28 protein-coding genes and 1 other RNA gene are annotated in these 25,707 nt (G+C 52.1%); 7 read left to right on the top strand and 22 right to left on the bottom strand.

Features of this window, described 5'->3' with window-relative positions:
- Window positions 1–2: 2 nt before the first annotated feature.
- The 7 genes from murF to rsmI form a co-directional block, all read right to left on the bottom strand.
- Window positions 3–1,433: a UDP-N-acetylmuramoyl-tripeptide--D-alanyl-D-alanine ligase gene (gene murF, locus KCG43_RS08400; RefSeq protein WP_218384331.1), complete on the bottom strand. Its 1,431-nt coding sequence runs from the start codon at window positions 1,431–1,433 to the stop codon at window positions 3–5.
- On the bottom strand, window positions 1,434–2,948 hold the full coding sequence (murE, locus tag KCG43_RS08405; protein ID WP_218384333.1) for a UDP-N-acetylmuramoyl-L-alanyl-D-glutamate--2,6-diaminopimelate ligase: 1,515 nt from the start codon (window positions 2,946–2,948) through the stop codon (window positions 1,434–1,436).
- Window positions 2,935–4,707, bottom strand: a complete 1,773-nt coding sequence (locus tag KCG43_RS08410; protein ID WP_218384335.1) for a penicillin-binding transpeptidase domain-containing protein — start codon at window positions 4,705–4,707, stop codon at window positions 2,935–2,937. Before KCG43_RS08410 ends, murE begins: the two co-directional genes overlap by 14 nt.
- The gene (ftsL, locus tag KCG43_RS08415; protein WP_218384337.1) at window positions 4,707–5,027 is read right to left on the bottom strand and encodes a cell division protein FtsL; all 321 of its coding nucleotides are present in this window, start codon (window positions 5,025–5,027) and stop codon (window positions 4,707–4,709) included. The genes KCG43_RS08410 and ftsL overlap by 1 nt, the downstream gene beginning before the upstream one ends.
- Window positions 5,024–5,971 (bottom strand): 16S rRNA (cytosine(1402)-N(4))-methyltransferase RsmH, encoded by a 948-nt coding sequence (rsmH, locus tag KCG43_RS08420; RefSeq protein WP_192015826.1) that lies wholly within the window; start codon window positions 5,969–5,971, stop codon window positions 5,024–5,026. Before rsmH ends, ftsL begins: the two co-directional genes overlap by 4 nt.
- A 395-nt stretch (window positions 5,972–6,366) precedes the next feature.
- An RNA gene (gene rnpB / locus KCG43_RS08425) (RNase P RNA component class A) lies at window positions 6,367–6,748 on the bottom strand.
- A 99-nt stretch (window positions 6,749–6,847) separates the two neighbouring features.
- Window positions 6,848–7,708 (bottom strand): 16S rRNA (cytidine(1402)-2'-O)-methyltransferase, encoded by an 861-nt coding sequence (gene rsmI, locus KCG43_RS08430; protein WP_192015827.1) that lies wholly within the window; start codon window positions 7,706–7,708, stop codon window positions 6,848–6,850.
- Window positions 7,709–7,769: 61 nt separating this feature from the next.
- Between rsmI and KCG43_RS08435 the strand changes: the two genes are divergently transcribed.
- Genes KCG43_RS08435 through KCG43_RS08450 form a run of 4 tightly spaced genes read left to right on the top strand, consistent with a single transcriptional unit; the run spans window position 7,770 to window position 11,084 of the window.
- Entirely contained in the window at window positions 7,770–9,602 is a 1,833-nt protein-coding gene (locus KCG43_RS08435) for a penicillin-binding protein activator (protein WP_218384339.1), read from the top strand.
- Complete coding sequence (locus tag KCG43_RS08440; RefSeq protein WP_192015829.1) at window positions 9,580–9,954, top strand: YraN family protein; 375 nt, start codon at window positions 9,580–9,582, stop codon at window positions 9,952–9,954. Before KCG43_RS08435 ends, KCG43_RS08440 begins: the two co-directional genes overlap by 23 nt.
- A gap of 3 nt (window positions 9,955–9,957) precedes the next feature.
- The gene (locus KCG43_RS08445) at window positions 9,958–10,548 is read left to right on the top strand and encodes a phosphoheptose isomerase (protein ID WP_027253687.1); all 591 of its coding nucleotides are present in this window, start codon (window positions 9,958–9,960) and stop codon (window positions 10,546–10,548) included.
- Between the two features lie 2 nt (window positions 10,549–10,550).
- Window positions 10,551–11,084 (top strand): BON domain-containing protein, encoded by a 534-nt coding sequence (locus KCG43_RS08450; protein ID WP_237794624.1) that lies wholly within the window; start codon window positions 10,551–10,553, stop codon window positions 11,082–11,084.
- A 91-nt stretch (window positions 11,085–11,175) separates the two neighbouring features.
- Here KCG43_RS08450 and sspB read toward each other — a convergent pair whose 3' ends face one another.
- The 8 genes from sspB to zapE form a co-directional block, all read right to left on the bottom strand.
- The gene (gene sspB, locus KCG43_RS08455) at window positions 11,176–11,670 is read right to left on the bottom strand and encodes a ClpXP protease specificity-enhancing factor (RefSeq protein WP_192015907.1); all 495 of its coding nucleotides are present in this window, start codon (window positions 11,668–11,670) and stop codon (window positions 11,176–11,178) included.
- On the bottom strand, window positions 11,670–12,308 hold the full coding sequence (sspA, locus tag KCG43_RS08460; RefSeq protein WP_192015831.1) for a stringent starvation protein SspA: 639 nt from the start codon (window positions 12,306–12,308) through the stop codon (window positions 11,670–11,672). Before sspA ends, sspB begins: the two co-directional genes overlap by 1 nt.
- A gap of 86 nt (window positions 12,309–12,394) precedes the next feature.
- Window positions 12,395–13,132, bottom strand: a complete 738-nt coding sequence (locus tag KCG43_RS08465) for a cytochrome c1 (protein ID WP_192015832.1) — start codon at window positions 13,130–13,132, stop codon at window positions 12,395–12,397.
- Window positions 13,129–14,394, bottom strand: coding sequence for a cytochrome bc complex cytochrome b subunit (locus KCG43_RS08470; protein WP_218384343.1), 1,266 nt, complete (start codon window positions 14,392–14,394; stop codon window positions 13,129–13,131). Before KCG43_RS08470 ends, KCG43_RS08465 begins: the two co-directional genes overlap by 4 nt.
- Window positions 14,394–14,984: a ubiquinol-cytochrome c reductase iron-sulfur subunit gene (gene petA, locus KCG43_RS08475; RefSeq protein ID WP_120513397.1), complete on the bottom strand. Its 591-nt coding sequence runs from the start codon at window positions 14,982–14,984 to the stop codon at window positions 14,394–14,396. The genes KCG43_RS08470 and petA overlap by 1 nt, the downstream gene beginning before the upstream one ends.
- A 484-nt stretch (window positions 14,985–15,468) precedes the next feature.
- Entirely contained in the window at window positions 15,469–15,861 is a 393-nt protein-coding gene (gene rpsI, locus KCG43_RS08480; protein ID WP_027253694.1) for a 30S ribosomal protein S9, read from the bottom strand.
- A gap of 15 nt (window positions 15,862–15,876) precedes the next feature.
- Window positions 15,877–16,305 (bottom strand): 50S ribosomal protein L13, encoded by a 429-nt coding sequence (gene rplM, locus KCG43_RS08485; protein ID WP_027253695.1) that lies wholly within the window; start codon window positions 16,303–16,305, stop codon window positions 15,877–15,879.
- 219 nt (window positions 16,306–16,524) lie between these two features.
- On the bottom strand, window positions 16,525–17,628 hold the full coding sequence (zapE, locus tag KCG43_RS08490) for a cell division protein ZapE (protein WP_218384345.1): 1,104 nt from the start codon (window positions 17,626–17,628) through the stop codon (window positions 16,525–16,527).
- Window positions 17,629–17,837: 209 nt separating this feature from the next.
- On the opposite strand from zapE, the gene zapG reads away from it, so the two are divergent.
- The 3 genes from zapG to degS all read left to right on the top strand — a co-directional run bounded on the left by zapG (window position 17,838) and on the right by degS (window position 20,955).
- Window positions 17,838–18,275, top strand: a complete 438-nt coding sequence (gene zapG, locus KCG43_RS08495; RefSeq protein WP_192015835.1) for a Z-ring associated protein ZapG — start codon at window positions 17,838–17,840, stop codon at window positions 18,273–18,275.
- Window positions 18,276–18,358: 83 nt separating this feature from the next.
- On the top strand, window positions 18,359–19,729 hold the full coding sequence (locus KCG43_RS08500) for a Do family serine endopeptidase (RefSeq protein ID WP_303457607.1): 1,371 nt from the start codon (window positions 18,359–18,361) through the stop codon (window positions 19,727–19,729).
- A 161-nt stretch (window positions 19,730–19,890) separates the two neighbouring features.
- Window positions 19,891–20,955 carry an outer membrane-stress sensor serine endopeptidase DegS gene (degS, locus tag KCG43_RS08505; protein WP_192015837.1) on the top strand — a complete coding sequence of 355 codons (1,065 nt, stop codon included), beginning with the start codon at window positions 19,891–19,893 and terminating at the stop codon, window positions 20,953–20,955.
- A gap of 85 nt (window positions 20,956–21,040) precedes the next feature.
- Here the strand turns inward: degS and murA are convergent, their stop codons facing one another.
- Genes murA through mlaF form a run of 7 tightly spaced genes read right to left on the bottom strand, consistent with a single transcriptional unit; the run spans window position 21,041 to window position 25,685 of the window.
- On the bottom strand, window positions 21,041–22,297 hold the full coding sequence (gene murA, locus KCG43_RS08510; protein ID WP_192015838.1) for a UDP-N-acetylglucosamine 1-carboxyvinyltransferase: 1,257 nt from the start codon (window positions 22,295–22,297) through the stop codon (window positions 21,041–21,043).
- A gap of 10 nt (window positions 22,298–22,307) precedes the next feature.
- Window positions 22,308–22,562 (bottom strand): BolA family iron metabolism protein IbaG, encoded by a 255-nt coding sequence (ibaG, locus tag KCG43_RS08515; RefSeq protein WP_027253701.1) that lies wholly within the window; start codon window positions 22,560–22,562, stop codon window positions 22,308–22,310.
- 26 nt (window positions 22,563–22,588) lie between these two features.
- Window positions 22,589–22,900, bottom strand: coding sequence for a lipid asymmetry maintenance protein MlaB (locus KCG43_RS08520; RefSeq protein WP_192015839.1), 312 nt, complete (start codon window positions 22,898–22,900; stop codon window positions 22,589–22,591).
- Window positions 22,901–22,902: 2 nt separating this feature from the next.
- Entirely contained in the window at window positions 22,903–23,538 is a 636-nt protein-coding gene (gene mlaC / locus KCG43_RS08525; protein ID WP_192015840.1) for a phospholipid-binding protein MlaC, read from the bottom strand.
- Between the two features lie 11 nt (window positions 23,539–23,549).
- Complete coding sequence (mlaD, locus tag KCG43_RS08530) at window positions 23,550–24,029, bottom strand: outer membrane lipid asymmetry maintenance protein MlaD (protein WP_218384347.1); 480 nt, start codon at window positions 24,027–24,029, stop codon at window positions 23,550–23,552.
- Between the two features lie 2 nt (window positions 24,030–24,031).
- Window positions 24,032–24,814 carry a lipid asymmetry maintenance ABC transporter permease subunit MlaE gene (gene mlaE / locus KCG43_RS08535; RefSeq protein WP_046220587.1) on the bottom strand — a complete coding sequence of 261 codons (783 nt, stop codon included), beginning with the start codon at window positions 24,812–24,814 and terminating at the stop codon, window positions 24,032–24,034.
- 58 nt (window positions 24,815–24,872) lie between these two features.
- A complete protein-coding gene (gene mlaF / locus KCG43_RS08540; RefSeq protein ID WP_218384349.1) occupies window positions 24,873–25,685 on the bottom strand; it encodes a phospholipid ABC transporter ATP-binding protein MlaF in 813 nt (270 codons plus the stop codon).
- Window positions 25,686–25,707 lie beyond the last annotated feature (22 nt).

The raw sequence follows: 25,707 nt of genomic DNA on the forward strand, positions 1-25,707 counted from the left end.
TGTTATAAGTCCTGCAGTGCGGCAATAATTTCTTCCATACGGGCGCTGCGTGCCCCTTTTGCCAACACTGTTATTTCTTGTTGTTGTTGAGAATCCTGTGCGGATTCATGATGAAATTGCTGTACCTGAGCGATCAACGCGGCCTTCAATGCCAAATTATCACTGAAGTGTTGTCCCAGGTTCACTTCACTCACGATAGCACTGGCTTTACCTACTGTCAGGACGCGATCCAGCTGTTTTTGCTGAGCGTAATCGGCTATCTCGCGATGCATCCGCTCACTTTCTTGCCCCATTTCGGCCATATCGCCAAATACCAGCCAGCGCTGCCCATTGAAATCCGCCAGCAAGTCGATAGCGGCTTTCACTGAGGCCACACTGGCGTTGTAGGTATCGTCAATCAGACGCAATCCCTGCCTGGGTTCCAGTACCAAAGCACGTCCTTTAACGGCTTCCATCTGCGCTAATCCCGACGCCACTTGCGCCAACGTGGCTCCCATCGCCATAGTCAACGCCGCCGCAGCCAGCGCATTGGCTACATTATGACGGCCAGCCAGAGGCAAAGTGAGTGAAATATCACCAGCAGGTGTGTGCATTGTAAAACAAGGGCAGCCGTGGCCGTTAACGCTAATCTCGCTGGCTGAGAACCCTGCGACAGAATTGCTGTCAGAATCATCAGCAGCTAAAGGTACCTTGTCCGCCGCAATAAAACCTACCAGCTGCTTGTCGGTCAGCAATGGTTGCCAACGCTCCAGGGCATGTGAGTCCAGATTGATCACAGCCGTGCCACCGGGAATCAGCCCTTCGAAAATTTCGCCTTTGGCTCTTGCAACTCCCTCCAGCGAACCGAAACCTTCTAAATGCGCCGCCGCCAGATTATTGACCAGTGCCGCATCGGGTTTCACCAGTGCAGAGGTGTAAGCGATTTCTTTTTCATGATTGGCCCCCAGCTCAATCACCGCAAACTCATGTGCCGGAGTCAGTCGCAGCAGCGTCAGGGGAACACCGATATCATTGTTAAAGTTACCGGCAGTGGCCAGCACACGGCCACATTGTGAAAGAATTGCTGCCACCATCTCCTTGACCGTGGTTTTACCACAGCTTCCGGTCAGTGCCACTGTTTTGAGACCATGTTCGCGCGTCATTTTTGCTTTCAGCCAGCAGCCCAGCTGGCCCAGAGCCTGGCGGGTATCGTTAACCAGCAGTTGTGGTAAAGCCACATCCAGCTCACGGCTCACCAACAAGGCGGATGCTCCCTTGGCCTTTGCATCCGCAGCAAAGTCATGGGCATCAAAGCGCTCACCTTTCAGCGCAAGAAATAAGGTACCCGGCACTATTGTCCGGGTATCCGTTGAAACTGCATCGATACTGACATCCTGGCCAATCAAGCGGGCGTTAAGCGCCGCTGCCAGTTCGCTCAGTGTCACCTGAATCATTTAGTGTGTCTCCAACAAGGCCTGTACGGTTTCACGATCTGAATAGTGAATGGTTTTCCCCGCCAGTACCTGATAATCCTCATGGCCTTTACCGGCCACCAGTACAATATCTTGCGCCTTCGCCTGACTGAATGCCCGCTGGCAGGCTTCGGCCCGGTCATGAATAACCTGAACGCGTTCCGGCTGCGCCAGTCCGGCCAGCATATCACTCACTATCTCCCGGGGTGATTCACTGCGCGGATTATCGTCCGTCAGGATCACATAATCGGCTAACTGCTCAGCCACGGCAGCCATCATAGGCCGCTTACCGCGATCACGCTCACCACCACAGCCGACCAGACACCAGAGCTTGCCTTCACAGTGCAGGCGTAACGCTGCCAGTGCTTTCTCCAGCGCATCCGGGGTGTGAGCATAATCAACCACCATCATAGGTTTGTCAGCGGCCTGAAAAACTTCCATCCGACCTATCACCGCCTGCAGGCGGGGAGCCGTGGCCAGCAAGACACTCAGGGGGTAACCCAGCGCCAGTAACGTCGCCAGCGACAACAGCAGATTAGAGACATTGAAAGCACCAACCAGCGGAGCGGTAAAATCGCCTTGCCCCCAGCTGGAATCAAAAGACACAGTCACCCCCTGAGTGGAATAGCTGACAGCCGTCAGCCACAACGCCTTACCGCTGTGCCCGGACAGATGCGATGACTCTGTCGCGACGGCAACCGCGTCATGCAACTCGTTCAGCCAGCGTCTGCCAACATCATCATCAGCATTAATGACAGCAATACCTGCGCTATGTTCCGTGAACAAACTTTGCTTAGCTGCCGCATAACTTGCCATATCACCATGGTAATCAAGATGATCCCGGCTAAGATTGGTGAAAATACTGGCCGCAAAATGCAGGGCTTTCACCCGCCCCTGCACCAGACCGTGCGAGGAAACTTCCATCGCCGCAAAATCTGCGCCCTGGTTGACCAGCTCAGCCAGGGTTTTCTGAATATCAATGGCGCTGCCAGTGGTGTTCATGGCCGGTGTCAGCCTGGACAGCAGGCCATTGCCCGTAGTACCCATCACCCCGGCGGTACGGCCGAGCAACCCTGCCCATTGTGCCAGCAGCTGGCTGACTGTTGTTTTGCCGTTGGTGCCTGTGACCGACACCAGCTGCAGCTGTTGATCGGGCTGGCCGTAAGCTGCACCGGCCAGAGCGGACAGCCTTGCCGGCAAATCACACACCGCAATCACAGGAATACCACTGTGATAATGTATCTCGCCATCTGGCTGGTTATCTTCAGCCTGAGCCAGCACAGCCGACGCACCGGCCTGGATCGCGGCATCAATATACTGGCGACCATCGACCGCATGGCCCTTAATGGCAATAAAGATACTGCCCGGCACCACAACGCGGCTGTCGAGGGTCAGATCTTTGACCTGCACTGCAGAGACTGAAGCGGCTAAGACCTCAGGCGCAAACCAGGAAGCTAACAGCTCCCCCAAAGAAATTGAAACATCAGGTTCCGGCATCAGACTTGCCTCTGTTATGGACGATATTCAACTGATCGCCTTTTCCGGCATCAGGTTTGACATTGAGAATTTGCAGGGCACTGCCCATCACTTCTGCAAAAATAGGGGCGGCGACCTGACCACCATAATAAGCATCACCCTGAGGTTCATTGATCACCACCACCATAGCCAGACGAGGATCACTGATAGGTGCCAGCCCTGCGGTCATGGCGATATATTCATCACTATAGCCACCGGCCGCCGCTTTCTTAGCAGTACCGGTTTTAGCGCCCACCCGGTAACCAGATACAGCCGCGTGCTTGGCGCTGCCATCAGGTTGCGTAACACCTTCAAGCATGTTCAGCACTTTACGGGTGTTTTCTGCCGACACCACCTGCCGCCCCGGCACCACAGCTTCGGTTTTCAAAATCGACAGCGGCCGGTTGATACCTAAGCCCCCCAAGGTGGCGTAAGCACGTACTAACTGAATGGGGGTGACTGAAATACCGTAACCGAAGGCCAGGGTAGCCCGCTCAAAATCAGACCAGCGGCGGCGATCCGGGAACAATCCCAGCGCTTCGCCAATCAGGTTAATGCCCGATTCTTCACCCAAACCCACACCGCTGTACATACCCAGCACCGCATCAACAGGCATAGACAAAGATAATTTACTGACACCTATATTACTGGACTTTTTCAGGATTCTCGCCAAATCGGCCTTGCCGACCTGTGACACATCCCGCACCCGGCTGCCACCTACCTGCATAATCCCGTTACCGGTATCGATGACTGTGTTCTCATCAGCAACGCCATTCTCCAGCGCAGCCAATACGATAAAAGGTTTGATGGTGGAGCCTGGCTCCATCGCATCTGTGATAGCACGGTTACGCATGCGGAAACTTTGCAGCTGATCGCGGTTATTGGGGTTATACGAGGGCGCATTGACCATGGCCAGTATCTCGCCGGTCCGCACATCGACCATGACAATGGTTGCTGAGGTGGCGTTGTAATCTACCACCGCTTGCTTCACGGCCCGGTAAGCCACCGCCTGCAATCGCTGGTCAATACTCAGTGCCAGCGGTTTGCCCGGCTCGCGCTGCTTGAGCGAAATATTTTCAACCACACGGCCGTACCTGTCTTTACGTACTGTGCGTCTGCCCGGCTCACCGGTCAGCCAGCCATCATAGGTCCGCTCGACACCTTCCAGTCCGCGACCATCAATGCCCGTGACCCCAATCAGGTGAGCACTCACTTCACCCGCCGGGTAAAAGCGGCGGGATTCATCTTTCAGGCCAATGCCGGGTAATTTCAGCTTACCGACATAGGCCGCCATCGCCGGGCTGACCTGACGCTGCAGATAAATGAATCGACGGGATTTATTCTCTTCCAGCCGGGCAAGCATGTCCTGACGATCCAACCCCAAGACATCTGCCAACGCATGCCAGCGAGCCGGCTCCGAGAGACCACCATGCTTATAAATATCCACCGGATCAGCCCAAACGGCCTGAACAGGCACACTGACGGCCAGCTGTTCATCATTGCGATCGGAAATAATGCCCCGTGCCGACGGCATGGCTTTCACACGCAACGAGCGCAGATCCCCTTCCTGGATCAACTTGCCGGGTTCCAGTACCTGAATATAAGCGGCTCTGGCTATCAGACCCACCAGTGCCAAACCAACCAAGCTACAGATCAGGGCGAAACGCCAGGGAATAAACGCAGGTGTGGATGCCGAAGGGCGCGGCGTCTGCGGTTCAGGTGAAGAGGCGGCTTTTTTCATTACGGGACAACAATTTCATTCGCTGCATTAGGACGCTTCATATCAAGCGCCTTCTCAGCCTGGGTTTCAATTCGACTATGCTCAGCCAGCGAGTTTTCTTCCAGCAGCTGATTACGCCATTCGATATCCAGATCGTCCCGCTCAATGAGCAGTTGCTCCTGTTGCGCGACCAGTTGGCGGGATTGGTGGGTGATATATACCACCCCCAAGGCAGAAATGAGAACCAGCACCAGCAACACCAAAGGCACACGGCCGACGGATAACAGATCATGGCCGATCTGACGAATCAGGCTGTCTGCCGCTGCTGGCTGGGTACTCATAGGCGTTCAGCCAGACGCAACACAGAACTGCGCGCTCTCGGGTTATGCTGAGTCTCCGCGGCCGTCGGCTTAATGGCTTTACCTACGGCTTTCAGATCGGCACTGCCCAGCGCTTTGATCTGATCTTCGGTCAGGGGCAAGCCGGCAGGTACGTCAGGCCCTTTACTCTGCTTACGAATAAAACGCTTCACCATGCGATCTTCAAGTGAGTGAAAACTGATCACTGACAGACGGCCACCAGGAGCCAGCACTTCCAGCGCGCCGTGTAAGGCGGTATCTATCTCTTCAAGCTCACTGTTGATATAAATGCGTATCGCCTGAAAGCTGCGGGTGGCCGGATGTTTATGCTTGTCTCTGAATGGTGAAACGTCAGCGATAAGTTTAGCCAACTGGGTGGTTCGCTCCAGCGGCACATTGTCCGGATTGCTGCGGTATTCCACTATGCCGCGGGCGATACGCTTGGCAAAACGCTCTTCGCCAAACTCTTTCAGGACCCAGGCAATATCGTCCGCCTCGGCGCTGGCCAGCCACTCAGAAGCAGAAATACCGGATGTCGGATCCATACGCATATCCAGCGGGCCGTCGCGCATAAAGCTGAAGCCACGCTCGGCATCATCCAGCTGAGGAGAAGAGACCCCCAGATCCAGCAGCACACCGTCGATCTTGCCGGTCAGGCCCAGCTCTTCCATGTACCCGGCCATACCGGAAAACGGGCCATGGATAATAGAGAAACGCGGGTCGTTGATCTTGGCGGCTTCTGCAATCGCCTGGGGATCGCGGTCAATACCGTACAAACGGCCATGTTCGCCAAGGTGGGAAAGGATCAGACGGCTGTGGCCTCCACGGCCAAAGGTACCGTCGATGTAAATACCGTCTGGTTTGATGGCTAGACCATCGACAGACTCATGGAGCAGCACGGAAACGTGAGCAAATTGTTCGGACATAATAATTGATTCAGCTGAATAATAAGCGAACTGAAGACACCGGCCGGATGCCTCCACCAGAGATTACTGGGTCGTTGGTTTTCCGCTGCTCTGCCTGTTGCGCTACAGGCAGCAGTGGCAACACACCGAAATCGTCGGATTTCGATGCATGTGCACCTCTTTCATTTATACCTGCCCTTGTCGGGCAAGCAACAGGGAAATTGCAATTTTTGCCACAAAATCGTCATTTTTTCCCACAAAAAACCAACACGAAGTGTACGAAGGCAGCAAAAAAGTTGTCAAGACAGATACTGCGATTCTGACAAACAATTGATGCAGCCGTACTTTCTGGTTCCCAGGCCCTGAAACGATAAAAGGTGATGCCCGCATATGTTGCGAACACCACCTTTCCAAAATAAGTGAGTTAACCGATAAGCCGGGTTCTGTACCGCTTGCGCGGTGGTAACCATTCCTCTAGGCCTGAAATCGCTCGCAGGCTCAAGCAACCTACCCGTCCCCAGCGCGGACCACGCCATTAGGGACCTATTTGGTCTTGCTCCGGGTGGAGTTTACCGTGCCACGAACTGTTGCCAGTCGCGCGGTGCGCTCTTACCGCACCCTTTCACCCTTACCTGTTCTCGCAAGCGAGTCATCGGCGGTTTGCTCTCTGCTGCACTGGTCGTAGGCTCACGCCCCCCAGACGTTATCTGGCACCCTGTCCTGTGGAGCCCGGACTTTCCTCCCCCTCGTCAGTCTCCCAAAGGACATCAACGAAGCAGCGGTTACCTGGTCAACTCAGGCGGCGGATTGTATAAAACTCCCGGCCGAGTTACCAGAGAAAGTTAGACTTCTTACTTTCTCTGGCGAGAAAACGGCCAGCGCTGAACGGCTCTGTGCTTATTCCAGATTGTCCAGGCCCCATTTATAGAGCGCATTTTTCTTAACACCGTGAATCTCTGCTGCCATGGCCGCGGCCTTTTTCAACGGCAACTCAGCAACCAGAATCTTTACCGTTCGCAGCGCTTCAGCAGGCAAGGCATCTTTATCGGCCCTGTGCCCTGCTACCAAGAGCACCATTTCCCCCCGGATACGATTGCTGTCCTCACCCAGCCAGGGGATCAGCTCACCTAACGGTGCGCCATGAATGGTTTCAAAGGTTTTGGTCAGCTCGCGTGCCAGCACCACGTGGCGATCAGGGCCCAGTACGGCCTGCATGTCCGCCAGCGAGTCGAGAATACGATGCGGTGATTCATAAAATATCAGGGTACGCGGATCTTCAATCAGCAGACGGAAGGTATCCTGCCGCCCTTTGCTTTTGGCAGGCAGAAAGCCTTCAAAACTGAAGCGGTCCGACGGCAGGCCCGAGGCACTCAGCGCGGTGATCACAGCACACGCCCCCGGCAGTGGCACAACTTTAACACCCGCCTGACGACAGCGAGTCACCAGGTGGTATCCTGGATCGCTGATGAGAGGTGTACCGGCATCAGAGACCAGTGCGATACTGCTGCCCTGACGCAATTTTTCAATCAGCACATCCGCTTTCTGCTGTTCATTATGATCATGCAGGGCAAAGGTGCGGGTAGAGATGGCAAAGTGGGACAGCAGGCGTGAGGTATGGCGTGTGTCCTCAGCAGCAATTAAATCCACATTGGCCAGAACATCCAGCGCGCGGTGGGTAATGTCTGCTAAATTGCCGATCGGGGTCGGAACGATGTACAAAGTTGCGACATCCACCGAGCACGAATTGGTCTCACTCATTTGTCTATGGTCTCATCTGCAATTAATATAGAGAGTAATTTGTCACAGTTGAATGAATTCAATGCTTAATTTTACCCATAAGCGCAAAAGTGTAACACGTATTCTGGCCCCTGTAGCCCTTGCCGTGATTCTGGCCGGCTGTTCAGCGCCAGGCACTCAGACAACGTCTTACTCTGCGGATATCACGGCGCCTGCTTCTGACTCCGCTGCCAGCTACCTGCTCAAAGCAGAGTCGTCTGAAGGTGCAGCTAGCATTGACTGGCATATACTGGCTCTTAAAGCACTGATCAAAGAGGGCCGCTGGCCGCAGGCGGATCAGCAAGCCAATAAACTGGCTGGCATGAACCTGTCTCCGGTGCAAATGGCTGAATGGCAGCTAGCGCGTGCAACCCTGCGCTACCAGCAAGGTCAGCCCAAAACCGCGCTGGAAACGCTTAACTTCCTGCCCTGGTGGACCCTGGCCGACAGTCAGTACCGACGCTATCACCTGCTGCGTGCCGAGCTGTTAACGCAGACGGAACAACACTTTGCCGCCGCCAGAGAGCGCACCTCACTGTCACAGTATCTCAACAGCAGTGAGAGAGAGGTCAACTGGCAGAATCTGTGGCAAGACTTGTCTCAGTATAATAACCACCAGCTTAAAGCCGCCAGCATCAGTGCCGATGAAACCGTACTGCAAGGCTGGGTGGAACTCAGTATGATTAAAAACACCTCAGCTCAGCGCCCTGTCAGGCTGAAATCCGAGGTCGAGCAATGGCTGCAAAACCATCCAGAGCACCCGGCCAACAGCTACCTGCCGAAAGAACTGCAGGCTATCATGAGTCTGGAAATGATAGAGCTGGAAAAAGTCGCACTCCTGCTGCCTTTGTCAGGCAAGTTTGAAAGTCAGGGCAAAGCCGTTCGCGATGGCTTCCTCAATGCCATGCTGGAAGATACCGAGCGTAACCCGAATACCGAACTGTCGATTTACGATACTGAATCCGAACCTATGTTCAGTATTGTCAACAAACTTCAGCAAGACGGCATTCAGCTGGTGATTGGCCCGCTTCAGAAAGAAAAAATCACCGAATTCCAGTCCACCGAAGGCGGTAATATCACAGAGCTGGCGCTTAATGAGCCGCAGAACCTGGATCTAAGCCAACCCAATACTTGCTATTTCTCCTTATCTCCCGAGCAGGAAGCCGAGCAAGCCGCGCAGCATTTATATGCCAAAGGTCACCGTAGCCCCATGGTCATGGCACCGGCCAATGACTTTGGCCGACGGGTCAGCCAGGCGTTCATGACGAAATGGGAAACGCTGACCGGTACTAAAGCAGAACGTCAGACCTTTGGCTCCAGTCGTGAAATTCAGAACCAGATGGCGGCAGTGTTTGGCTTAACCGACAGCCGGACCCGCAGCCAGCAAATGGAGCAGGTACTGGGTATGTCACTGGAAACCCAGGCCCGCAGCCGTCGCGATACCGATGCGGTGTACCTGATTGCCAACCGGAATGAAGTGACCCTGCTCAAGCCATTTATCGAAGTGGCGATCAATCCAGATGTCACTCCGCCAAAACTGTATGCCAGTTCACGGACTAACCCGGACAACAACGCCAACGTCAGCGAACTGTCCGGGATTGAATTTAGTGATATCCCTCTGCTCGCAGCGCCGGATCAGTCCTTCACAGAGCAATTTGAACAGCTGTGGCCGGGGCAAAAGAACAGTGCCATCCGGCTTCATGCTTTTGGGATGGATGCGTACCGGATGATCACTGAGCTGCCTCAGATGAAAGTGGTTGAGCATTACAGCACCCAAGGTAAAACCGGCCAGCTGAGCATAGATGATCATTGTGTTGTTCAGCGTCAGTTAGACTGGGCGGTATTCACACCCAATGGCATTGCACCTGTTCAATAAGCGCCGTCAGGGGTACCATTACGAGTCGCTGGCCGAGCAGTATCTGCAACGCCAGGGGCTATCTGCCATTGCCCGCAATGTTCACTGCCGGGGTGGTGAGCTTGATCTCATCATGAAAGACGGTGATTGCTGGGTATTTGTCGAGGTAAAGTACCGTGCCCATAACCGTTTCGGTTCTGCGGCTGAGGCCGTCAATTGGCGCAAGCTGCAACGCCTCAAGCGTGCCGCACTGTACTGGCTGCATTCAAAAGGCATTTCCACCGAACACAGCCTGCTGCGTTTCGATGTTGTCACCATAGAAGGGACTGACCACGCAATCTCGTGGCTGACCAACACTTTAGTTGAAGAGTAAAACATGCTAGAGAGCATTAAAGAAAACTTTACCGAAAGCATCCAGACACAAATTGCAGCGGCTGAAGCATTGCCTGATGCCATTTCCCGCTCTGCCCAGGTGATGGTGCAAAGCCTGCTAAACGGCAACAAGATCCTATGTTGTGGTAACGGGGGGTCCGCCTCTAATGCCCAGCATTTCGCTTCCTGCCTGATTAACCGCTTTGAAACCGAACGTCCCAGTCTGCCGGCACTCGCACTCACCGCAGACACCACCACCCTGACGGCTGTCGCAAATGACTATCATCAGGACGAAATTTTCTCCAAGCAGATTCGCGCCCTGGGTCAGCCGGGTGACATACTGCTGGTGTTCTCTACCAGCGGAAACAGCAAAAACATCATCAAAGCAATGGAAGCCGCCCTGACCCGCGACATGAACATCATAGCCATGACGGGTAAAGACGGCGGCGTAATGGCCGGGCTGCTGGGTGTGCAGGATGTCGAGATCAGAATTCCGTCGCAGCGAACCGCCCGCATTCAGGAAGGCCATCTGCTGACGGTACATTGCCTGTGTGATCTGATTGATCAGATTCTTTTCCCGCAACACGAAGGGTGATCATGCAACGCTTGCTTCTCATCTTGATTCTGTCTTTGTCGATGCAGGGTTGCGGTACGATACTGCAAACCGATCCCCGCAGCGGGCAGCAACAATGGCAAGATCAACATATTGCCATGCAAGTTGGTGGTTTAGTCAACAAGCCACCTTATCTGGGTAAAGTCAGGGTCAATGCGATATCGACCGAAGGCCGGGTTTTGTTGGTTGGCCAGGCAGTGGATCAAACGACTGCCGGGCAATTAGCTGGCGCTGTACAAGAACTGGCTAGCGTGAAAGAAGTCTATAACCAGCTTCAGATTGGTCCGCTCCCTACACTATCAGATGTCGGTCTGGACAGTTGGTTAACCACCAAAGTGAAAGCACAGCTGATCGCCAGTAAAAAGTTGCGTGATTCAGCGGTACAGGTGGCAACGGAAAACCAGCGGGTTTACCTGCTCGGCTTTGTAACCAGAGAGCAAGGCAATATTGCTGCGGATGTCGCACGCAATGTGGAAGGGGTTAAACACGTGATCAAAGCGTTTGAATACACGGACTGAGCCACTTCATCAGTATTCAGGAAACATCAGATAAAGAAAAACGCAGTGCTTCGAAAGAAACACTGCGTTTTTTTATGTCCGTCAAAGTGGATTACTTCACCACTGTGAGGCTTGGACGACCGCGTGGACGAGGTGGTTCTTCCTCTGAGGCAAACTCTTCGACAGCATCAGTCAGGCTGACCGGTGATAAATGCTCTTCATCGCCGACAGCATCTGCTGCGTCAAAAATCCCCTCTTGTTCACCGTTTGCCAATTCATAGCCGGGTTCTGGTTCAAACATAGTGCCTGCTCCATTTTCCCGTGCATAAAGTGCCAAAACAGCCGCAAGAGGCACTGACACGGCATGTGGACGTCCACCAAAGCGGGCACTGAAGCGAACAGCATCATTTCCCAGTTCAAGGTTACCCACAGCACGTGGCGCAAGGTTCAGCACAATTTGTCCGTTGCTGACAAATTCTTGCGGAACCTGCACATCAGGCAGTGTTGCATCAACGACCAGATGTGGAGTCAGATTATTATCCACAAGCCAGTCATAGAAAGCCCGCACCAAATAGGGTCGGCGCGGGGTCATCTCGGCCATCTCCATCACTGACCAGCCAGACGCATTTCGCGCTCAGCTTCTGTTAGTGATGCAAGGAATGAATCACGTTCGAAAACGCGCGTCATGTAAGCCTTTACTTCTTTCGAACCAGCACCGTTAAGCTCAATACCCATTGAAGGTAAACGCCACAGTAATGGAGCCAGGTAACAGTCGACCAGGCTGAACTCTTCGCTCATGAAGTAAGGGAACTCAGCGAATACCGGTGACAGAGCCAGCAGCTCTTCACGCAGTTGTTTACGCGCTTTTTCCGCTTCATCAGCTGTGCCTTTCTGCACTTTTTCCGCCAATGAATACCAGTTACGCTCAATGCGATACATCATCAGGCGGCTATTACCACGAGCAACCGGATACACAGGCATCAGAGGTGGGTGAGGAAAACGCTCATCCAGGTATTCCATAATAATGCCGGCCTGATACAGAGCCAGTTCACGATCCACCAGAGTTGGAACAGAATTGTATGGATTCAGGTCAAGCAGATCCTCAGGAAGGTTGTCTGGCTCAACCAGCTCGATCTCAACACTTACACCTTTTTCTGCAAGTACAATACGCACCTGATGGCTATACATATCCGAAGCATCAGAATACAGCGTCATCACAGAGCGTTTATTGGCAGCTACAGCCATCAACCCCTCCAGTATACTCATATACACAAAAAGCAACGGGGGCTCTTGCCCCCATTGCGAGTTTCTTAACGCACTAGATTACCCGATCAATGGACATCGCGCCAATATTCTTTCTTCAGCAGCAAGGCCAGAACAAAGAAGATAACGATAAAGCCCATCACCCACAGACCCAGACGCTGACGTTCCAGCTTCATAGGTTCTGCCGAATATTCAAGGAAGTTAACCAAATCACGAACCACTGCGTCATATTCTTCAGGGTTCAGTTCACCATTACCTTCAGTTTCCAGGCCAACAAACTCCTGTACTTCCTGACCATCAATGGTGCGTGTCTCAAACACTTTACGTGGTGTACCCTGCAGCTCCTCCAGCACGTGTGGCATACCCACACTTGGGAAGACCAGGTTATTCACACCAAACGGACGGCTTGGATCTGCATAAAAAGAACGCAGATAGGTATACAACCAGTCAGCACCACGTACACGGGCTACCAGAGTCAAATCCGGCGCCGGGGCACCAAATGAGGTCGCGGCGTAATCTTCTGAGATCGCATTGGTCATCAGATCGCCGATCTTAGCATTTTCATCAAAGATCAGGTTTTCCATCATCAGGTCTGCCGGGATATCCAGATCTTCCGCTACACGCTGGTAACGCTGATACTGAGTGGCATGACAACCAAAACAATAGTTAACAAAAGTACGTGCACCGCGCTGCAGTGAAGCTTCGTCCGACAAATCATTGTTTGCCGCATCAAGGTGAACATTACCACCCGCAGCCATTGCCAGAGACGGCAACAGAGCCAGCAGCATAACCATCAGCTTTTTCATTTGAATGTGACCCTCTCTGGTAGCGGTTTCGTCGCCTCATTCTTGCTGTAGACATACAGCAGCACGAAGAACATGAAGTAACCGAGACTGAAGATCTGCGCCATCAAGGTGTATACCGCAGTGGCTGGAAGCGCACCCAGAATACCCAATGCAATGAAGCAGACAGTGAACTGAGCGATGTTAGCCAGGTGCAGCTTGCTGCGGTAACGGTAAGAACGCACTTTGCAGCGATCCAACCAAGGCAGCAAAAACAGCATTACAATTGACAGGCCCATCGCAATTACACCCAGCAGTTTGTCAGGAACCGCACGCAAAATCGCATAGAAAGGCGTGAAATACCATACAGGTGCAATGTGTTCCGGTGTCTTCAGCGGGTTAGCCGCTTCAAAGTTAGGTGGCTCAAGGAAATAGCCGCCCATCTCAGGGTTAAAGAAAATCACATAACTGAACAAGAAAGCGAAGATAGCCACACCAACAAGATCTTTTACCGTACCGTAAGGATGGAACGGCACTGAATCAATGATGTCGTACTTATTACTGTAGTACTCGTGGAACTTGAACCGAGACTCGGAGTTGCCACCTTTCTCGCCTTTCGGGAGTTTGGTTTCAATACCATCCGGGTTATTAGAGCCCACTTCGTGCAGCGCCAGAATGTGCAGAACAATCAGCAGCAGCAGGACAATTGGCAGTGCGATAACGTGCAATGCAAAGAAACGGTTCAGTGTTGCACCGGAGATCACGTAGTCACCACGAATCCACAGCGTCAGATCATCACCGATGACAGGAATAGCACCAAACAGAGAAATGATGACCTGCGCACCCCAGTAAGACATCTGACCCCACGGCAGCAGGTAACCCATAAAGGCTTCAGCCATCAGTACCAGGAAAATCAGCATGCCGAACAGCCACAGCAATTCACGCGGCTTCTTGTAAGAGCCGTAAATCAGACCACGGAACATGTGCAGGTATACCACAACAAAGAACGCCGAAGCGCCTGTGGAGTGCATATAACGCAACAACCAGCCGTAATCCACATCACGCATGATGTATTCAACAGAAGCAAATGCACCATCACCTGATGGGACATAGTTCATGGTCAGCCAGATCCCTGTCAGGATTTGGTTAACCAGGACCAGCATGGCCAGTGAGCCAAACAGATACCAGAAGTTAAAGTTCTTCGGCATCGGGTACTCAGACATATGCTTTTTATAAGCATTCATCACTGGCAGACGTTTTTCAATCCAACCCAGCAAGCCTTCCATTATGCCGTCTCCTCATCTTGACCCACTAAAATCGTGTTGTCGTTCAGGAACATATGAGGCGGTATCACCAGGTTAAGCGGTGCTGGCACCCCTTGGAAAACCCGACCAGCCATATCAAACTTAGAGCCGTGACAAGGACAGAAAAAGCCTGCTGGTACGCCACTGACCTGCTCATTGAAACTATCTGGCAGGTAAGTTGGAGAACAGCCAAGGTGGGTACAGATCCCGACGGCAAGAAAGATTTCAGGTTTAACTGAACGGTATTGGTTTTGTGCGTAAGCAGGCTGCTGAGGTTCAGTGGCCTGCGGATCACGCAGTCGATCATCGTGTGTCGGCAGTTCATCCAAAATAGCCTGGCTACGGCGTACAACCCATACAGGTTTGCCTCGCCACTCTACGCGGATCATCTGGCCTTCTTCTAATTTACTGATATCAACTTCAACTGGCGCGCCCGCAGCCTTGGCTTTGGCGCTAGGATTCCAGGATTTGATAAAGGGTACGGCGACAGCGACTGCACCTAAGCCTCCAACAACCGAGGTCGTCGCAGTCAGGAAGCGGCGTCGGCCGTTACTTACTGGCGCTTTGCTCATCCAACATTCTCCCATGTGCTCCCGCTCAGGATTATTCTTTCCATCTGCGTCCCTGGAGCTTACGGCTAACTTTCTACGGAAAGACTCAACAGCTTATTGATTAAGAATTTTCATGCTGCTATTTATCGCGGCAAATGATAAAGAAAACCCCACTTTAAGACAAGGTAAACACCGCAAATGTGAGAGATTTGTGGGGTTAATTTCCTTGGTCGTCAAGATGAAAAAATGCAAACTATGGTGTCAATTATTCAATTTTTTTTGACAAGATCCCTGAATGTCGCCGACAAAACAGCATTAAGCGCCTTAACAAAGGCTCCCGTTCAGGATAAATCACCCCTAGCCTGGCTGGTGCCCATAGCACTACTTGCACGCTGACAGCACACCGGCACTCTGCAATTTCTCTTTGCGAGTAAACGCAAAAAGCCCAGCACAATGGCTGGGCTTTGATGTACACAGTAACCAGAGAAATCTCTGGTGCGTTGAATTAACGCTTAGAGAACTGTGGACGACGACGTGCTTTACGCAGACCAACTTTCTTACGTTCAACGCGACGTGCGTCACGAGTAACGTAGCCAGCGGCACGCAGAGCAGGACGTAAAGTCTCATCGTACTCCATAAGAGCGCGAGTGATACCGTGACGGATCGCACCAGACTGACCAGTGATACCACCACCTTTAACAGTGATGTACAGATCCAGTTTCTCAGTCATATCAACCAGCTCAAGAGGTTGACGAACAACCATGCGAGCTGTTTCGCGGCCGAAGTACTCTTCGATGCTGCGCTTGTTGATTACGATGTTGCCAGTACCCGGTTTTACGAAAACGCGAGCAGCTGAGCTTTTGCGGCGGCCAGTGCCGTAGTATTGATTCTCTGCCATTGTCATGTTCCCCAATTAGATGTCTAGAACTTGTGGCTGCTGTGCAGCGTGGTTGTGCTCGCTACCTGCGTAAACTTTCAGTTTACGGTACATAGCACGGCCTAGAGGACCTTTAGGAAGCATGCCTTTAACAGCAATTTCGATGATCGCTTCTGGCTTTTTCTCCAGCAGCTTGTCGAAGCTGATAGTTTTCAGACCGCCGATGTAGCCAGTGTGACGGTGATACATCTTATCAGTACGCTTAGCGCCAGTAACTGCTACTTTCTCAGCGTTGATAACAACGATGTAGTCACCGGTGTCAACGTGAGGAGTGTACTCAGGCTTGTGCTTACCACGCAGACGAGATGCGATTTCAGTTGCCAGACGACCCAGTGTTTTACCTTCAGCGTCAACAACATACCAGTCACGTTTTACAGTTTCTGGTTTAGCAACGAAAGTTTTCATGCTAATTCTTACCCAATTTTAAATAGTTTCACTTTCCAAGAACGCAAAGCGCTCTCTCTGTATATAGAGCCCAGTCATCACCCCTTCGAGTGGTTGGCACTCCCGGCATAACGCCGTCACAGGTACGGTGGGTCGCGAGAGTATACGGAAGCATGGGGAAAAAATCATCTTTTTTTCCAAAAAAGTTCAGCTAATTTTCCAGCTAAAATAGCGCTCCCTTTAAGCCAGATGCGGCCTGGCCAGATATTCATGGCTCTGCATTTCAATCAGGCGCGAGCAACACCGCTTAAATTCAAAGTTCAGGCGACCGGATTGATACAGCTTGTCCATTTCTGCTTCCGCCGAAATGATCAGCTTGACATGACGCTCGTAAAACTCATCGACCATGGCAATAAAACGGCGGGCAGCGTCATCGTCTTTTTCGGTCAGCACAGGTACGTCAGACAAAAGAACGCTGTGATAAGTATGCGCGATATCCATATAGTCTGACTGACTGCGCGCCCCGTGGCACAGCGCATCAAAGGTAAAATGCACCACCCCTTCCGCTTCATGGCGGGTGGCAATCGGCCTGTCATTGATCAGTATGTCCTGCCCCTCATGCCGGGGATCAGCGGACAACTGCATGAAATAGCGGTGCATATTCTCTTCTGCGCTGGCATCGAGCGGCCAGTGGTATATTTCAGCCTGCTCCAGTGTCCGTAGACGGTAGTCGACACCCGAATCTACATTCACCACCTCACAGTGTTCTTGAATTAACGCAATAGCAGGCAGGAAACGCGCACGCTGCAGGCCATTTCGGTACAGTTGATCCGGCGGGATATTCGAGGTAGCCACCAGGGTAATACCGCGGCGGAACAGGGCCTCGAACAAGGTGCCCAGTATCATGGCATCGGTAATGTCTGACACAAAAAACTCATCAAAGCAGATGATGTCTGCGTCCTGCTTAAACCTGTCCGCCACTCTTTCCAGCGGATCGCTCTGGCTGCCAAGCGACTGCATTTCTTTATGGACGCGGTGCATAAAACGGTGAAAATGCATCCGCATTTTTCGTTCAGTCGGCAGGCAGTCGAAAAAGGTGTCAACCAGGTAGGTTTTGCCACGCCCGACGCCTCCCCAGAAGTACAAGCCTTTGACCGGTTTAACCGGTTCAGCGGCCTGGCGCTTGAACAGCCGGCTCACCAGAGAAGGTTTTACTGGCTCTGGTTGCGGAGCCTGCATGCGATGATAAAGATCATTAAGGTGATAAACTGCCATTGCCTGGGCAGCGTCAGGCAAAAAGCCCGGTTTTTTCAGATCTTCTTGATAGCGTTGTTCGGGAGTCATCCTCATCCTGCTCAGTCACCGATAGCCGTGCACCCGGTGACAAATTTGCCGGACTCACAGCTTCTAATATGTCCATCTTTGGTCGTAGATAGTACCACGACACTTCATGTGCATGTATAGTAACTAGATAACCACCCAATAAGCACATAACGCTTTTGAAATAACAAAACAGGTCAACCTGTTGTACTCACAGTCACAAGGAGTTTTTCATGGCTTGGATCTACGCGATTTTGATTTTCGCAGCCGGCGCGCTGGTCGGTGCCTTTGCCGCCCGTTTGGGGAACAAAAACCTGAAACAACAGAAAGAATTACAAAAAGAGCTCGATAAAACCAAATACCAACTGGAGCAGTATCGCCAGGAATTGGTTGATCATTTCGCCCGCAGCTCTGACCTGCTGGACAACCTGGCAAAAGATTACAGTAAATTGTACGAGCACATGGCAAAAACCTCCGCAGAGCTGATGCCAAATCTGCCGGAACAGGATAACCCCTTCTCTCAGCGTATCAGCACACTCACTCCTATCGCTGATGAGCCAGAAACCGAAACACCAGAGCTGGACACGCATCAGCCTCGGGATTATGCCAACGGCGCATCCGGCCTGTTGCGAGCTGAACAGAAGCAGGCAGAAGCAGCCAAAGCCAGTTAAGAATTGTTACAAATTTGACATTTATTGGAACTTTGCTCCGGTTTACAAGTCACAATTAGCACTTGTTAAACCGGAGTTGAGTAATGATGAAAAAACCTTTACTTGTAATGACTGCGCTGGCGTTAAGTATTAGCGCAGTGATGTCCCCAATCACTGCTTCCGCTGCGCTTCCTTTGGCTGTTAATGATCAGCAACTTCCCAGCCTTGCCCCCATGCTGGAACAAGTGACTCCTGCTGTGGTCAGTATCGCAGTAGAAGGCAAGCATGTTGCCAAGCAAAGAGTTCCCGAAGCATTCCGCTATTTCTTCGGCCCTGACTTCCCCAGCGAACAGGTTCAGGAGCGTCCATTCCGCGGCTTGGGATCCGGGGTCATTATTGATGCAGATAAAGGCTATGTAGTTACCAACCACCATGTCATTGATGGCGCAGATAAAATCCTGGTTCAGCTGCATGACGGTCGCGAACTCAAAGCCGAGCTGATAGGCAGTGACGGCATGTCAGACATTGCCTTGCTGCGCCTGGACAACACCAAAAACCTGAAAGCCATCAACGTTGCCGACTCAGATCAACTGCGCGTCGGTGATTTCACCGTGGCCATTGGCAACCCGTTCGGGCTGGGTCAGACAGTCACTTCAGGAATTGTTTCAGCGCTGGGCCGCAGCGGACTGAACATCGAGAATTTCGAAAACTTTATTCAGACCGATGCCGCCATTAACAGCGGTAACTCGGGGGGGGCGTTAGTCAACCTTAATGGTGAGCTCATCGGTATCAATACCGCGATTCTGGGCCCCAATGGCGGTAACGTCGGTATTGGTTTTGCCATTCCGGCCAATATGGTGAAAAACCTGACCAGCCAGATTCTGGAATTTGGCAAAGTGAAACGAGGCGTGCTGGGCGTTCAGGGCGGTGAGCTGACATCAGAACTGGCTGAAGCCTTTGGTTACGAAACCAATCACGGTGCCTTCGTCAATCAGGTCATGCCCGGCTCCGCGGCTGAGAAAGCCGGCCTGAAAGCGGGTGACATCATAGTGTCAGTCAACGACAAAGAAATTCGCACCTTCAGCGAGTTACGCGCCAAAATCGCCACGCTCGGCGCTGGTAAAGACGTCAACTTAGGCGTACTGCGTGACGGAAAAGAGAAAGAGTTCAACGTCACCTTACAAGAAGCCGAGATGAGCAACCTCAAGGCCGATCACCTGCATGAAAGCCTGGCCGGTGCCGAATTCAGTAACACCACGGCTGACGACAACACTAAAGGGGTGAAAGTCACCAAAATAGATCCACAGTCACTGGCGGCCCGCTATGGACTGAAAGAAGGTGACATCATTATCGGTCTCAACCGCCAGCCTATCGGTAATCTTGGGCAGCTGCGCAAAGCCCTCGATAGTAAGCCTTCCGTGCTGGCGCTGGAAATCAGACGAGGCAATAACGAGCTTTACCTCATTATCCGCTGACGCAATCTGGTCCGGGCAATTGCCCGGACTGTTTTTCCTGCGGCATTTCTGTCATCTCCTTCCCGCTTCGACTTGTTGATAACTGGATGTAAATGCTATTCTCAATCGGTTTTTAACCTTTTGCTTTAATGGTAAAGCTTGAGCCAATCAGGGGAGCATCAATGCTGGCATTTTTAAGTCGATCCGCCTTAATGGGCGTGCTGACGGCTGGAGTCTTGCTACTTGCTTTCCCCAGTCTGCGCAGCCAGATGTTTTCTCCGGATGCCGCTCTCAATGGCCAGCCTGATGTTCCGCAGCAGATTTCCTTCAGTTATGCCGTCCGCCGTGCCTCCCCTGCTGTCGTTAATATCTATAACCGCCGCTACAATGCTGAAGACCGCCTGCAATTGAGTACTCAGGGCCTTGGATCTGGCGTTATCATGAGTGATAAAGGCTATATAGTGACCAACTATCACGTGGTTGCCGAAGCGGATCAGGTGATCGTGGCACTGCAGGATAGCCGCATTTTTACGGCCCAGCTGATTGGTAAAGACAGACGCACCGATATCGCGGTATTAAAAATCCAGGCCGAAAATCTGCCTGTCATTCCACTAAACCCGGATTATCCCCCTGCTGTGGGCGACGTGGTTCTGGCCATCGGTAACCCCTATAATCTGGGACAGACCACCACCTACGGGATCATCTCTGCCACCGGTCGCTCCGGCATGAGTTTCTATGGCCGGCAGGATTTTCTCCAGACCGATGCAGCGATCAACGAAGGCAACTCAGGTGGCGCACTGGTCAACACCCGTGGCGAGCTGGTCGGTATCAACACCGCTTCTTTTCAGCAGGCGACCGACATTGAAACCTACGGTATTTCCTTTGCCATTCCCTATCAGCTCACACAAAAGATCATGAATAAACTCATCGCAGATGGTCGGGTGATCCGTGGCTATATCGGTATTGATGGCCGCGAAATCAATCCGGTTATGGCTCGATTGTATGATGCGGAGCAGGTAAGAGGGATCATAGTGATGGGCATGGATCCTGATGGTCCTGCGTCCAAAGCGGGCTTTAAGGTTCAGGACATCCTAGTCGAGATTGACGGCAAGCCGGTTACCGATATGCGCAATGTGCTGGATATAGTCACAGAGCTGCGCCCTGGCACCTACGTCGATATGACGGTGCTACGCAACGGTAAACCGAAGAAGTTAACTGTGCTGATTGGCGATGAGCCGGACAGATAAGCAGAAAAAGAATAGCTAGATAGGATCAGTAGACAATGTCCAGACACTGAAAGCAGTGACTGGACATCCAGATTACTTTGGCAGCTTACTCGCTGAAGCGCTCAATCTTCATTCCCAGACCACGCAGCTTCTCTTCGATATGCTCGTAGCCACGGTCAATGTGATAAATACGATCAACAATCGTCTCACCTTTGGCAATGTTACCGGCGATGACCAAGCTGGCTGAGGCGCGCAGATCGGTTGCCATCACCTGAGCACCGCTCAGGCCGTCAGTATCACCACAAATCACAGTGTTACCTTCGATTTCAGCATGCGCGCCCATGCGGATGAGCTCAGGAATGTGCATGAAACGGTTCTCAAAGATCGTTTCGGTAATGATGCCGGTACCTTTGGCGACCAGATTCAGCAAAGAAAACTGTGCCTGCATATCGGTCGGGAAACCAGGGTGTGGCGCAGTGCGGATATTGACTGCGGTCAGCTCGCGACCCGTCATGTCCAGACTGATCCAATCGTCACCGGTCTCAATCAGGGCACCGGATTCTTCCAGCTTCGCCAGGGCGGCTTCGAGTAGCGAAGGACGGGTGTTACGACACACCACTTTTCCGCCAGAAATAGCCGCAGCGACCAGGAAGGTACCGGTTTCAATGCGATCCGGCAGCACTTCATGATAACCACCGCCCAGACGCTCAACACCTTCGATAACTATCGTATCTGTACCGGCACCCGAGATTTTTGCACCCAGAGTATTGAGGAAATCGGCAGTATCGACAATTTCCGGTTCACGGGCGGCATTCTCAATCACGGTTTTGCCTTGTGCCAGCGTCGCCGCCGACATGATGGTCACAGTCGCACCAACGCTGACTTTATCCATCACTATGCGGGCGCCTTGCAGGCGGCCAGCCACTTCGGCTTTCACATAGCCTTCTTCCAGGGTGATAGTTGCCCCCAGTTGTTCCAGGCCATGAATGTGCAAATCAACCGGACGGGCACCGATAGCGCAACCACCTGGCAGCGACACCTGGCCCTTACCGAAGCGGGCAACCAGAGGTCCGAGCGCCCAAATTGAAGCACGCATGGTTTTCACCAGATCGTAAGGGGCACAATATTCATTGATATTGCTGGCATCGACATACACAGAGCCATTGCGCTCCACTTTTGCGCCTAAACGGCTCAGCAGTTCCATGGTGGTGTCAATATCACGCAACTTTGGAACATTGCCGACTTCTACCGGCTCTTCTGCCAGCAGTGAGGCAAACAAAATTGGCAGGGCAGCATTTTTTGCGCCCGAAATCGCGACTTCACCGCGGAGTGGGCCATTGCCCTGAATTCGAAACTTCTGCATTGGTTATCTCTTACAAAGACATCAGCTTCTTGTCACGCGCCCACTCTTCAGGAGTGTAGGCTTTGATTGACAAGGCATGAATGGCATTACTGGCAATATGCGACATCAAAGGTGCATAGACTGCCTGCTGTTTTTTCACACGGCTCATACCGTCAAACATTGCACCGACAGCAATCACCTGATAGTGGCTGCCTTCGCCATTCACTATGACTTCATCCAGCTCCAACGCATTTTCAAGAATTTGTTTAATTTCAGATATTTCCACAAGCTATCCTCTACTTGAGCTGTTGATCATTCCATACAGGCAGCCAGCACAGTGTCGACATGACTAAGGCGGAGCAGGGTTAACAATTGTTGCGGCACGCCTTGCAGCACCAGATGACGTCCTGCCTGAGTGAGTTCCCGGTGCAAGTGCAGCAGCATAACCATACCCGCAGAGTCTACCCGAGTCAGGTCAGACAGTTCGATCGTGACCTTAGCATCTTGTGGCATCCATTCACGTCTTTGCTGCCAAAAGGCTGGCACTGTGTCACGTTCCAGCACTCCTGACAAGCGGTAATAGCCATTTTCCTGCACCTGCCAATGGACGGCGGGATTCCCCATGGTCATTTTTCCTCAGGTTTGATTGGCTTAGCCGCCAGAGCACGTAAATCCTGCGTGACCTTGTCGACACCCTGAGTGCGCAGTTGCCCGCTCCATTCACTCTGTTTGGTTGAAATCATACTGACCCCTTCGGCCACCATGTCGTAACCTTGCCATTCATTGGTCTGCTTATTCTTACGCAGTTTGAAATCCAGACGAATAGGCGGACGTTGCGCATCCAGAATATCGACACGGATAGACACGATAGAGCTGCTGGCCGGCACCGACTTAACCGGCTCCATCCGAATCTCCTGATCCGTGTACTGAGTCAGCACCTGAGCATATGAGGCGACCAGATAATCAGTAAATGCATTAACAAAGTTATTGCGCTGCTCTTTGGTTGTCTGCTTCAACTGCGGCCCAAGCACTTTATAAGCGGCATAACGGGTGTTGATATAAGGCAGCAGTTCCTGACGGACTACAGTGCGTAAATAGTCAGGGTTACGCTGAATCTGAGCCTGCTCAGACTTAAGACGGGCAAATGTCTGTTGCGACACGGCCTGCATCATTTTATAGGGGTCGGTTTTATCTACGGTAGCGGCGCTGGCAAAGAGCGGTATACACGCTATCGTAAGGCATAAAATCTTCAAAAATTTCATTGTACTCTTCCTTATTTATCGCCGTCGTTGCCTATGCTGTACAGTACCTGGCCAATCATGTCTTCCAGCACCAGTGCCGATTTGGTGTCTTCGATGAAGTCACCGTCATCCAGCATCACAATACCTTCGTCGATAAAGCCCGGAGACAACCCGAGGTACTGCTCGCCCAGTAAGCCTGATGTAAGAATGGCAGCGGAACTGGTTTCTGGAAAGTAACCGTATTTCTTATCAATAGCGAGTGTCACTACGGGGACATAAGACTCTGTATCCAACGAGATATTACTCACTGTGCCAATGGTCACACCACCCACTTTGACCGGTGAGCGAACTTTCAGTCCGCCAATATTTTCAAACCGCGCTTTCAGGTCGTAAGATTCAGAATTACCGAAGCTTTTAACATCCGCCACTTTAAATACCAGCACCAGCAGCGCCACAATGCCTGCTAATACAAAGCTGCCGACCCAAAGTTCTAGTTGCCTGTTCTGTTGCATGATTAATTCCCAAACATGAGTGCTGTCAGCACAAAATCTAAACCTAATACCGCCAATGAAGAATTCACGACTGTCCGGGTAGTTGCCCGGCTGATACCTTCTGATGTCGGTACGGCATCAAAACCATTAAAAACGGCAATCCAGGTGACGGTGACGGCAAAACACAGCGACTTAATCAGGCTGTTGCCTATGTCATAGCCCAGCTCTACCGATGACTGCATCACAGACCAGAAGCTGCCGTAATCAATACCTTTCCAGTTCACACCCACCAGCTGGCCGCCCCAGATGCCAACAGCAATAAAGAGCATTGTCAGCAGCGGCATGGAAATAACACCCGCCCAGAAACGCGGCGCGACCACACGGCGAAGCGGATCGACAGCCATCATTTCCATGCTGGAAATCTGCTCAGTGGCTTTCATCAAGCCAATTTCAGCAGTTAAGGCCGAGCCGGCCCGGCCGGCAAACAGCAAGGCGGTGACCACAGGCCCCAGCTCCCGCAACAACGACAGTGCCACCATCTGGCCCAGGCTGGTTTCTGCACCAAAATCCACCAGCACAATAAACCCTTGCAGACTCAGTACCATACCGATAAATAAGCCCGATACCATAATGATAGCGACTGAGAGCACCCCAACGGAATAAAGCTGTTTTAACAGCAATGGGAACATTTTGGCAGGTTGCGGTTTACTCACCAGTGCGCCGGATAACAGCAAGGTCGCCCGTCCCATGGTGCGACAACTGGACAGCGTACTCTGGCCCAGCTGCACGATAAAATCCGTTAACATAATATGGAATTACCTTTCTTATTCGCGATAACGCACTGGCTCTTAATAGAGCGCGCGGTTATGACGAGAGCTGACTGAAAAGATCCTGCTCCAGTGCCTGTGCAGGGAATTTGAACGGCACAGGACCGTCAGCGTTTCCATCAAGAAACTGGCGAACCCTCTCATCGGGGTTGGCGTTCAGTTCATCCGGGGTGCCGCTGCCAATGATTTTGCCACCTGACAACAAATACACATGGTCGGCAATACTCATCACTTCGGGCACATCGTGTGACACAATAACTGAGGTAATACTCAGGGCCTCGTTCAGGCTATGGATAAGCTTGACCAGTACTCCCATGGTAATGGGATCCTGCCCGACAAAAGGTTCGTCATACATGATGAGGTCGGGATCGAGTGCTATCGCACGCGCCAACGCCGCACGACGAGCCATGCCACCGGACAGCTCGTTAGGCATTAAATTAGCCGCTCCCCGTAACCCGACAGCTTCGAGTTTGAGCAGCACTAAAGTACGCAGCAACTCTTCAGGCAGATCTGTGTGCTCACGTAAAGGAAACGCCACATTGTCAAAAACTGTCATGTCGGTAAACAGCGCACCAGACTGAAAGAGCATACTCATCCGCTTACGCGCCCGGTACAAGTCGTTGCGCGACAAGGCTGGGATATTTTTATCATCAAACCAAACCTCCCCCTGATCCGGCATAATCTGTCCACCAATCAGACGAAGCAAGGTCGTTTTACCAATGCCGGACGGCCCCATGATGGCAGTGATCTTGCCTTTCGGCACCTCCAGTGACACATCATCGAAGATTTTGCGTTCACCCCGGGAAAACGTCAGGTTGTTAATTCGAATTAGCGCTTCGGTTGCTGTCATAACCTTCCTAAATACCCTTGCA

The organism is Photobacterium sp. WH24, assembly GCF_019204055.1.
Lineage (GTDB): Bacteria > Pseudomonadota > Gammaproteobacteria > Enterobacterales > Vibrionaceae > Photobacterium > Photobacterium arenosum.

What these genes read in the sequence shown, in the direction of transcription:
- murF (WP_218384331.1), bottom strand. Translation starts at nt 1,433, where the DNA reads ATGATTCAGGTGACACTGAGCGAACTGGCAGCGGCGCTTAACGCCCGC.
- murE (WP_218384333.1), bottom strand. Translation starts at nt 2,948, where the DNA reads ATGCCGGAACCTGATGTTTCAATTTCTTTGGGGGAGCTGTTAGCTTCC.
- KCG43_RS08410 (WP_218384335.1), bottom strand. Translation starts at nt 4,707, where the DNA reads ATGAAAAAAGCCGCCTCTTCACCTGAACCGCAGACGCCGCGCCCTTCG.
- ftsL (WP_218384337.1), bottom strand. Translation starts at nt 5,027, where the DNA reads ATGAGTACCCAGCCAGCAGCGGCAGACAGCCTGATTCGTCAGATCGGC.
- rsmH (WP_192015826.1), bottom strand. Translation starts at nt 5,971, where the DNA reads ATGTCCGAACAATTTGCTCACGTTTCCGTGCTGCTCCATGAGTCTGTC.
- rsmI (WP_192015827.1), bottom strand. Translation starts at nt 7,708, where the DNA reads ATGAGTGAGACCAATTCGTGCTCGGTGGATGTCGCAACTTTGTACATC.
- KCG43_RS08435 (WP_218384339.1), top strand. Translation starts at nt 7,770, where the DNA reads ATGCTTAATTTTACCCATAAGCGCAAAAGTGTAACACGTATTCTGGCC.
- KCG43_RS08440 (WP_192015829.1), top strand. Translation starts at nt 9,580, where the DNA reads ATGGCATTGCACCTGTTCAATAAGCGCCGTCAGGGGTACCATTACGAG.
- KCG43_RS08445 (WP_027253687.1), top strand. Translation starts at nt 9,958, where the DNA reads ATGCTAGAGAGCATTAAAGAAAACTTTACCGAAAGCATCCAGACACAA.
- KCG43_RS08450 (WP_237794624.1), top strand. Translation starts at nt 10,551, where the DNA reads ATGCAACGCTTGCTTCTCATCTTGATTCTGTCTTTGTCGATGCAGGGT.
- sspB (WP_192015907.1), bottom strand. Translation starts at nt 11,670, where the DNA reads ATGGAGATGGCCGAGATGACCCCGCGCCGACCCTATTTGGTGCGGGCT.
- sspA (WP_192015831.1), bottom strand. Translation starts at nt 12,308, where the DNA reads ATGGCTGTAGCTGCCAATAAACGCTCTGTGATGACGCTGTATTCTGAT.
- KCG43_RS08465 (WP_192015832.1), bottom strand. Translation starts at nt 13,132, where the DNA reads ATGAAAAAGCTGATGGTTATGCTGCTGGCTCTGTTGCCGTCTCTGGCA.
- KCG43_RS08470 (WP_218384343.1), bottom strand. Translation starts at nt 14,394, where the DNA reads ATGGAAGGCTTGCTGGGTTGGATTGAAAAACGTCTGCCAGTGATGAAT.
- petA (WP_120513397.1), bottom strand. Translation starts at nt 14,984, where the DNA reads ATGAGCAAAGCGCCAGTAAGTAACGGCCGACGCCGCTTCCTGACTGCG.
- rpsI (WP_027253694.1), bottom strand. Translation starts at nt 15,861, where the DNA reads ATGGCAGAGAATCAATACTACGGCACTGGCCGCCGCAAAAGCTCAGCT.
- rplM (WP_027253695.1), bottom strand. Translation starts at nt 16,305, where the DNA reads ATGAAAACTTTCGTTGCTAAACCAGAAACTGTAAAACGTGACTGGTAT.
- zapE (WP_218384345.1), bottom strand. Translation starts at nt 17,628, where the DNA reads ATGACTCCCGAACAACGCTATCAAGAAGATCTGAAAAAACCGGGCTTT.
- zapG (WP_192015835.1), top strand. Translation starts at nt 17,838, where the DNA reads ATGGCTTGGATCTACGCGATTTTGATTTTCGCAGCCGGCGCGCTGGTC.
- KCG43_RS08500 (WP_303457607.1), top strand. Translation starts at nt 18,359, where the DNA reads ATGATGAAAAAACCTTTACTTGTAATGACTGCGCTGGCGTTAAGTATT.
- degS (WP_192015837.1), top strand. Translation starts at nt 19,891, where the DNA reads ATGCTGGCATTTTTAAGTCGATCCGCCTTAATGGGCGTGCTGACGGCT.
- murA (WP_192015838.1), bottom strand. Translation starts at nt 22,297, where the DNA reads ATGCAGAAGTTTCGAATTCAGGGCAATGGCCCACTCCGCGGTGAAGTC.
- KCG43_RS08520 (WP_192015839.1), bottom strand. Translation starts at nt 22,900, where the DNA reads ATGGGGAATCCCGCCGTCCATTGGCAGGTGCAGGAAAATGGCTATTAC.
- mlaC (WP_192015840.1), bottom strand. Translation starts at nt 23,538, where the DNA reads ATGAAATTTTTGAAGATTTTATGCCTTACGATAGCGTGTATACCGCTC.
- mlaD (WP_218384347.1), bottom strand. Translation starts at nt 24,029, where the DNA reads ATGCAACAGAACAGGCAACTAGAACTTTGGGTCGGCAGCTTTGTATTA.
- mlaE (WP_046220587.1), bottom strand. Translation starts at nt 24,814, where the DNA reads ATGTTAACGGATTTTATCGTGCAGCTGGGCCAGAGTACGCTGTCCAGT.
- mlaF (WP_218384349.1), bottom strand. Translation starts at nt 25,685, where the DNA reads ATGACAGCAACCGAAGCGCTAATTCGAATTAACAACCTGACGTTTTCC.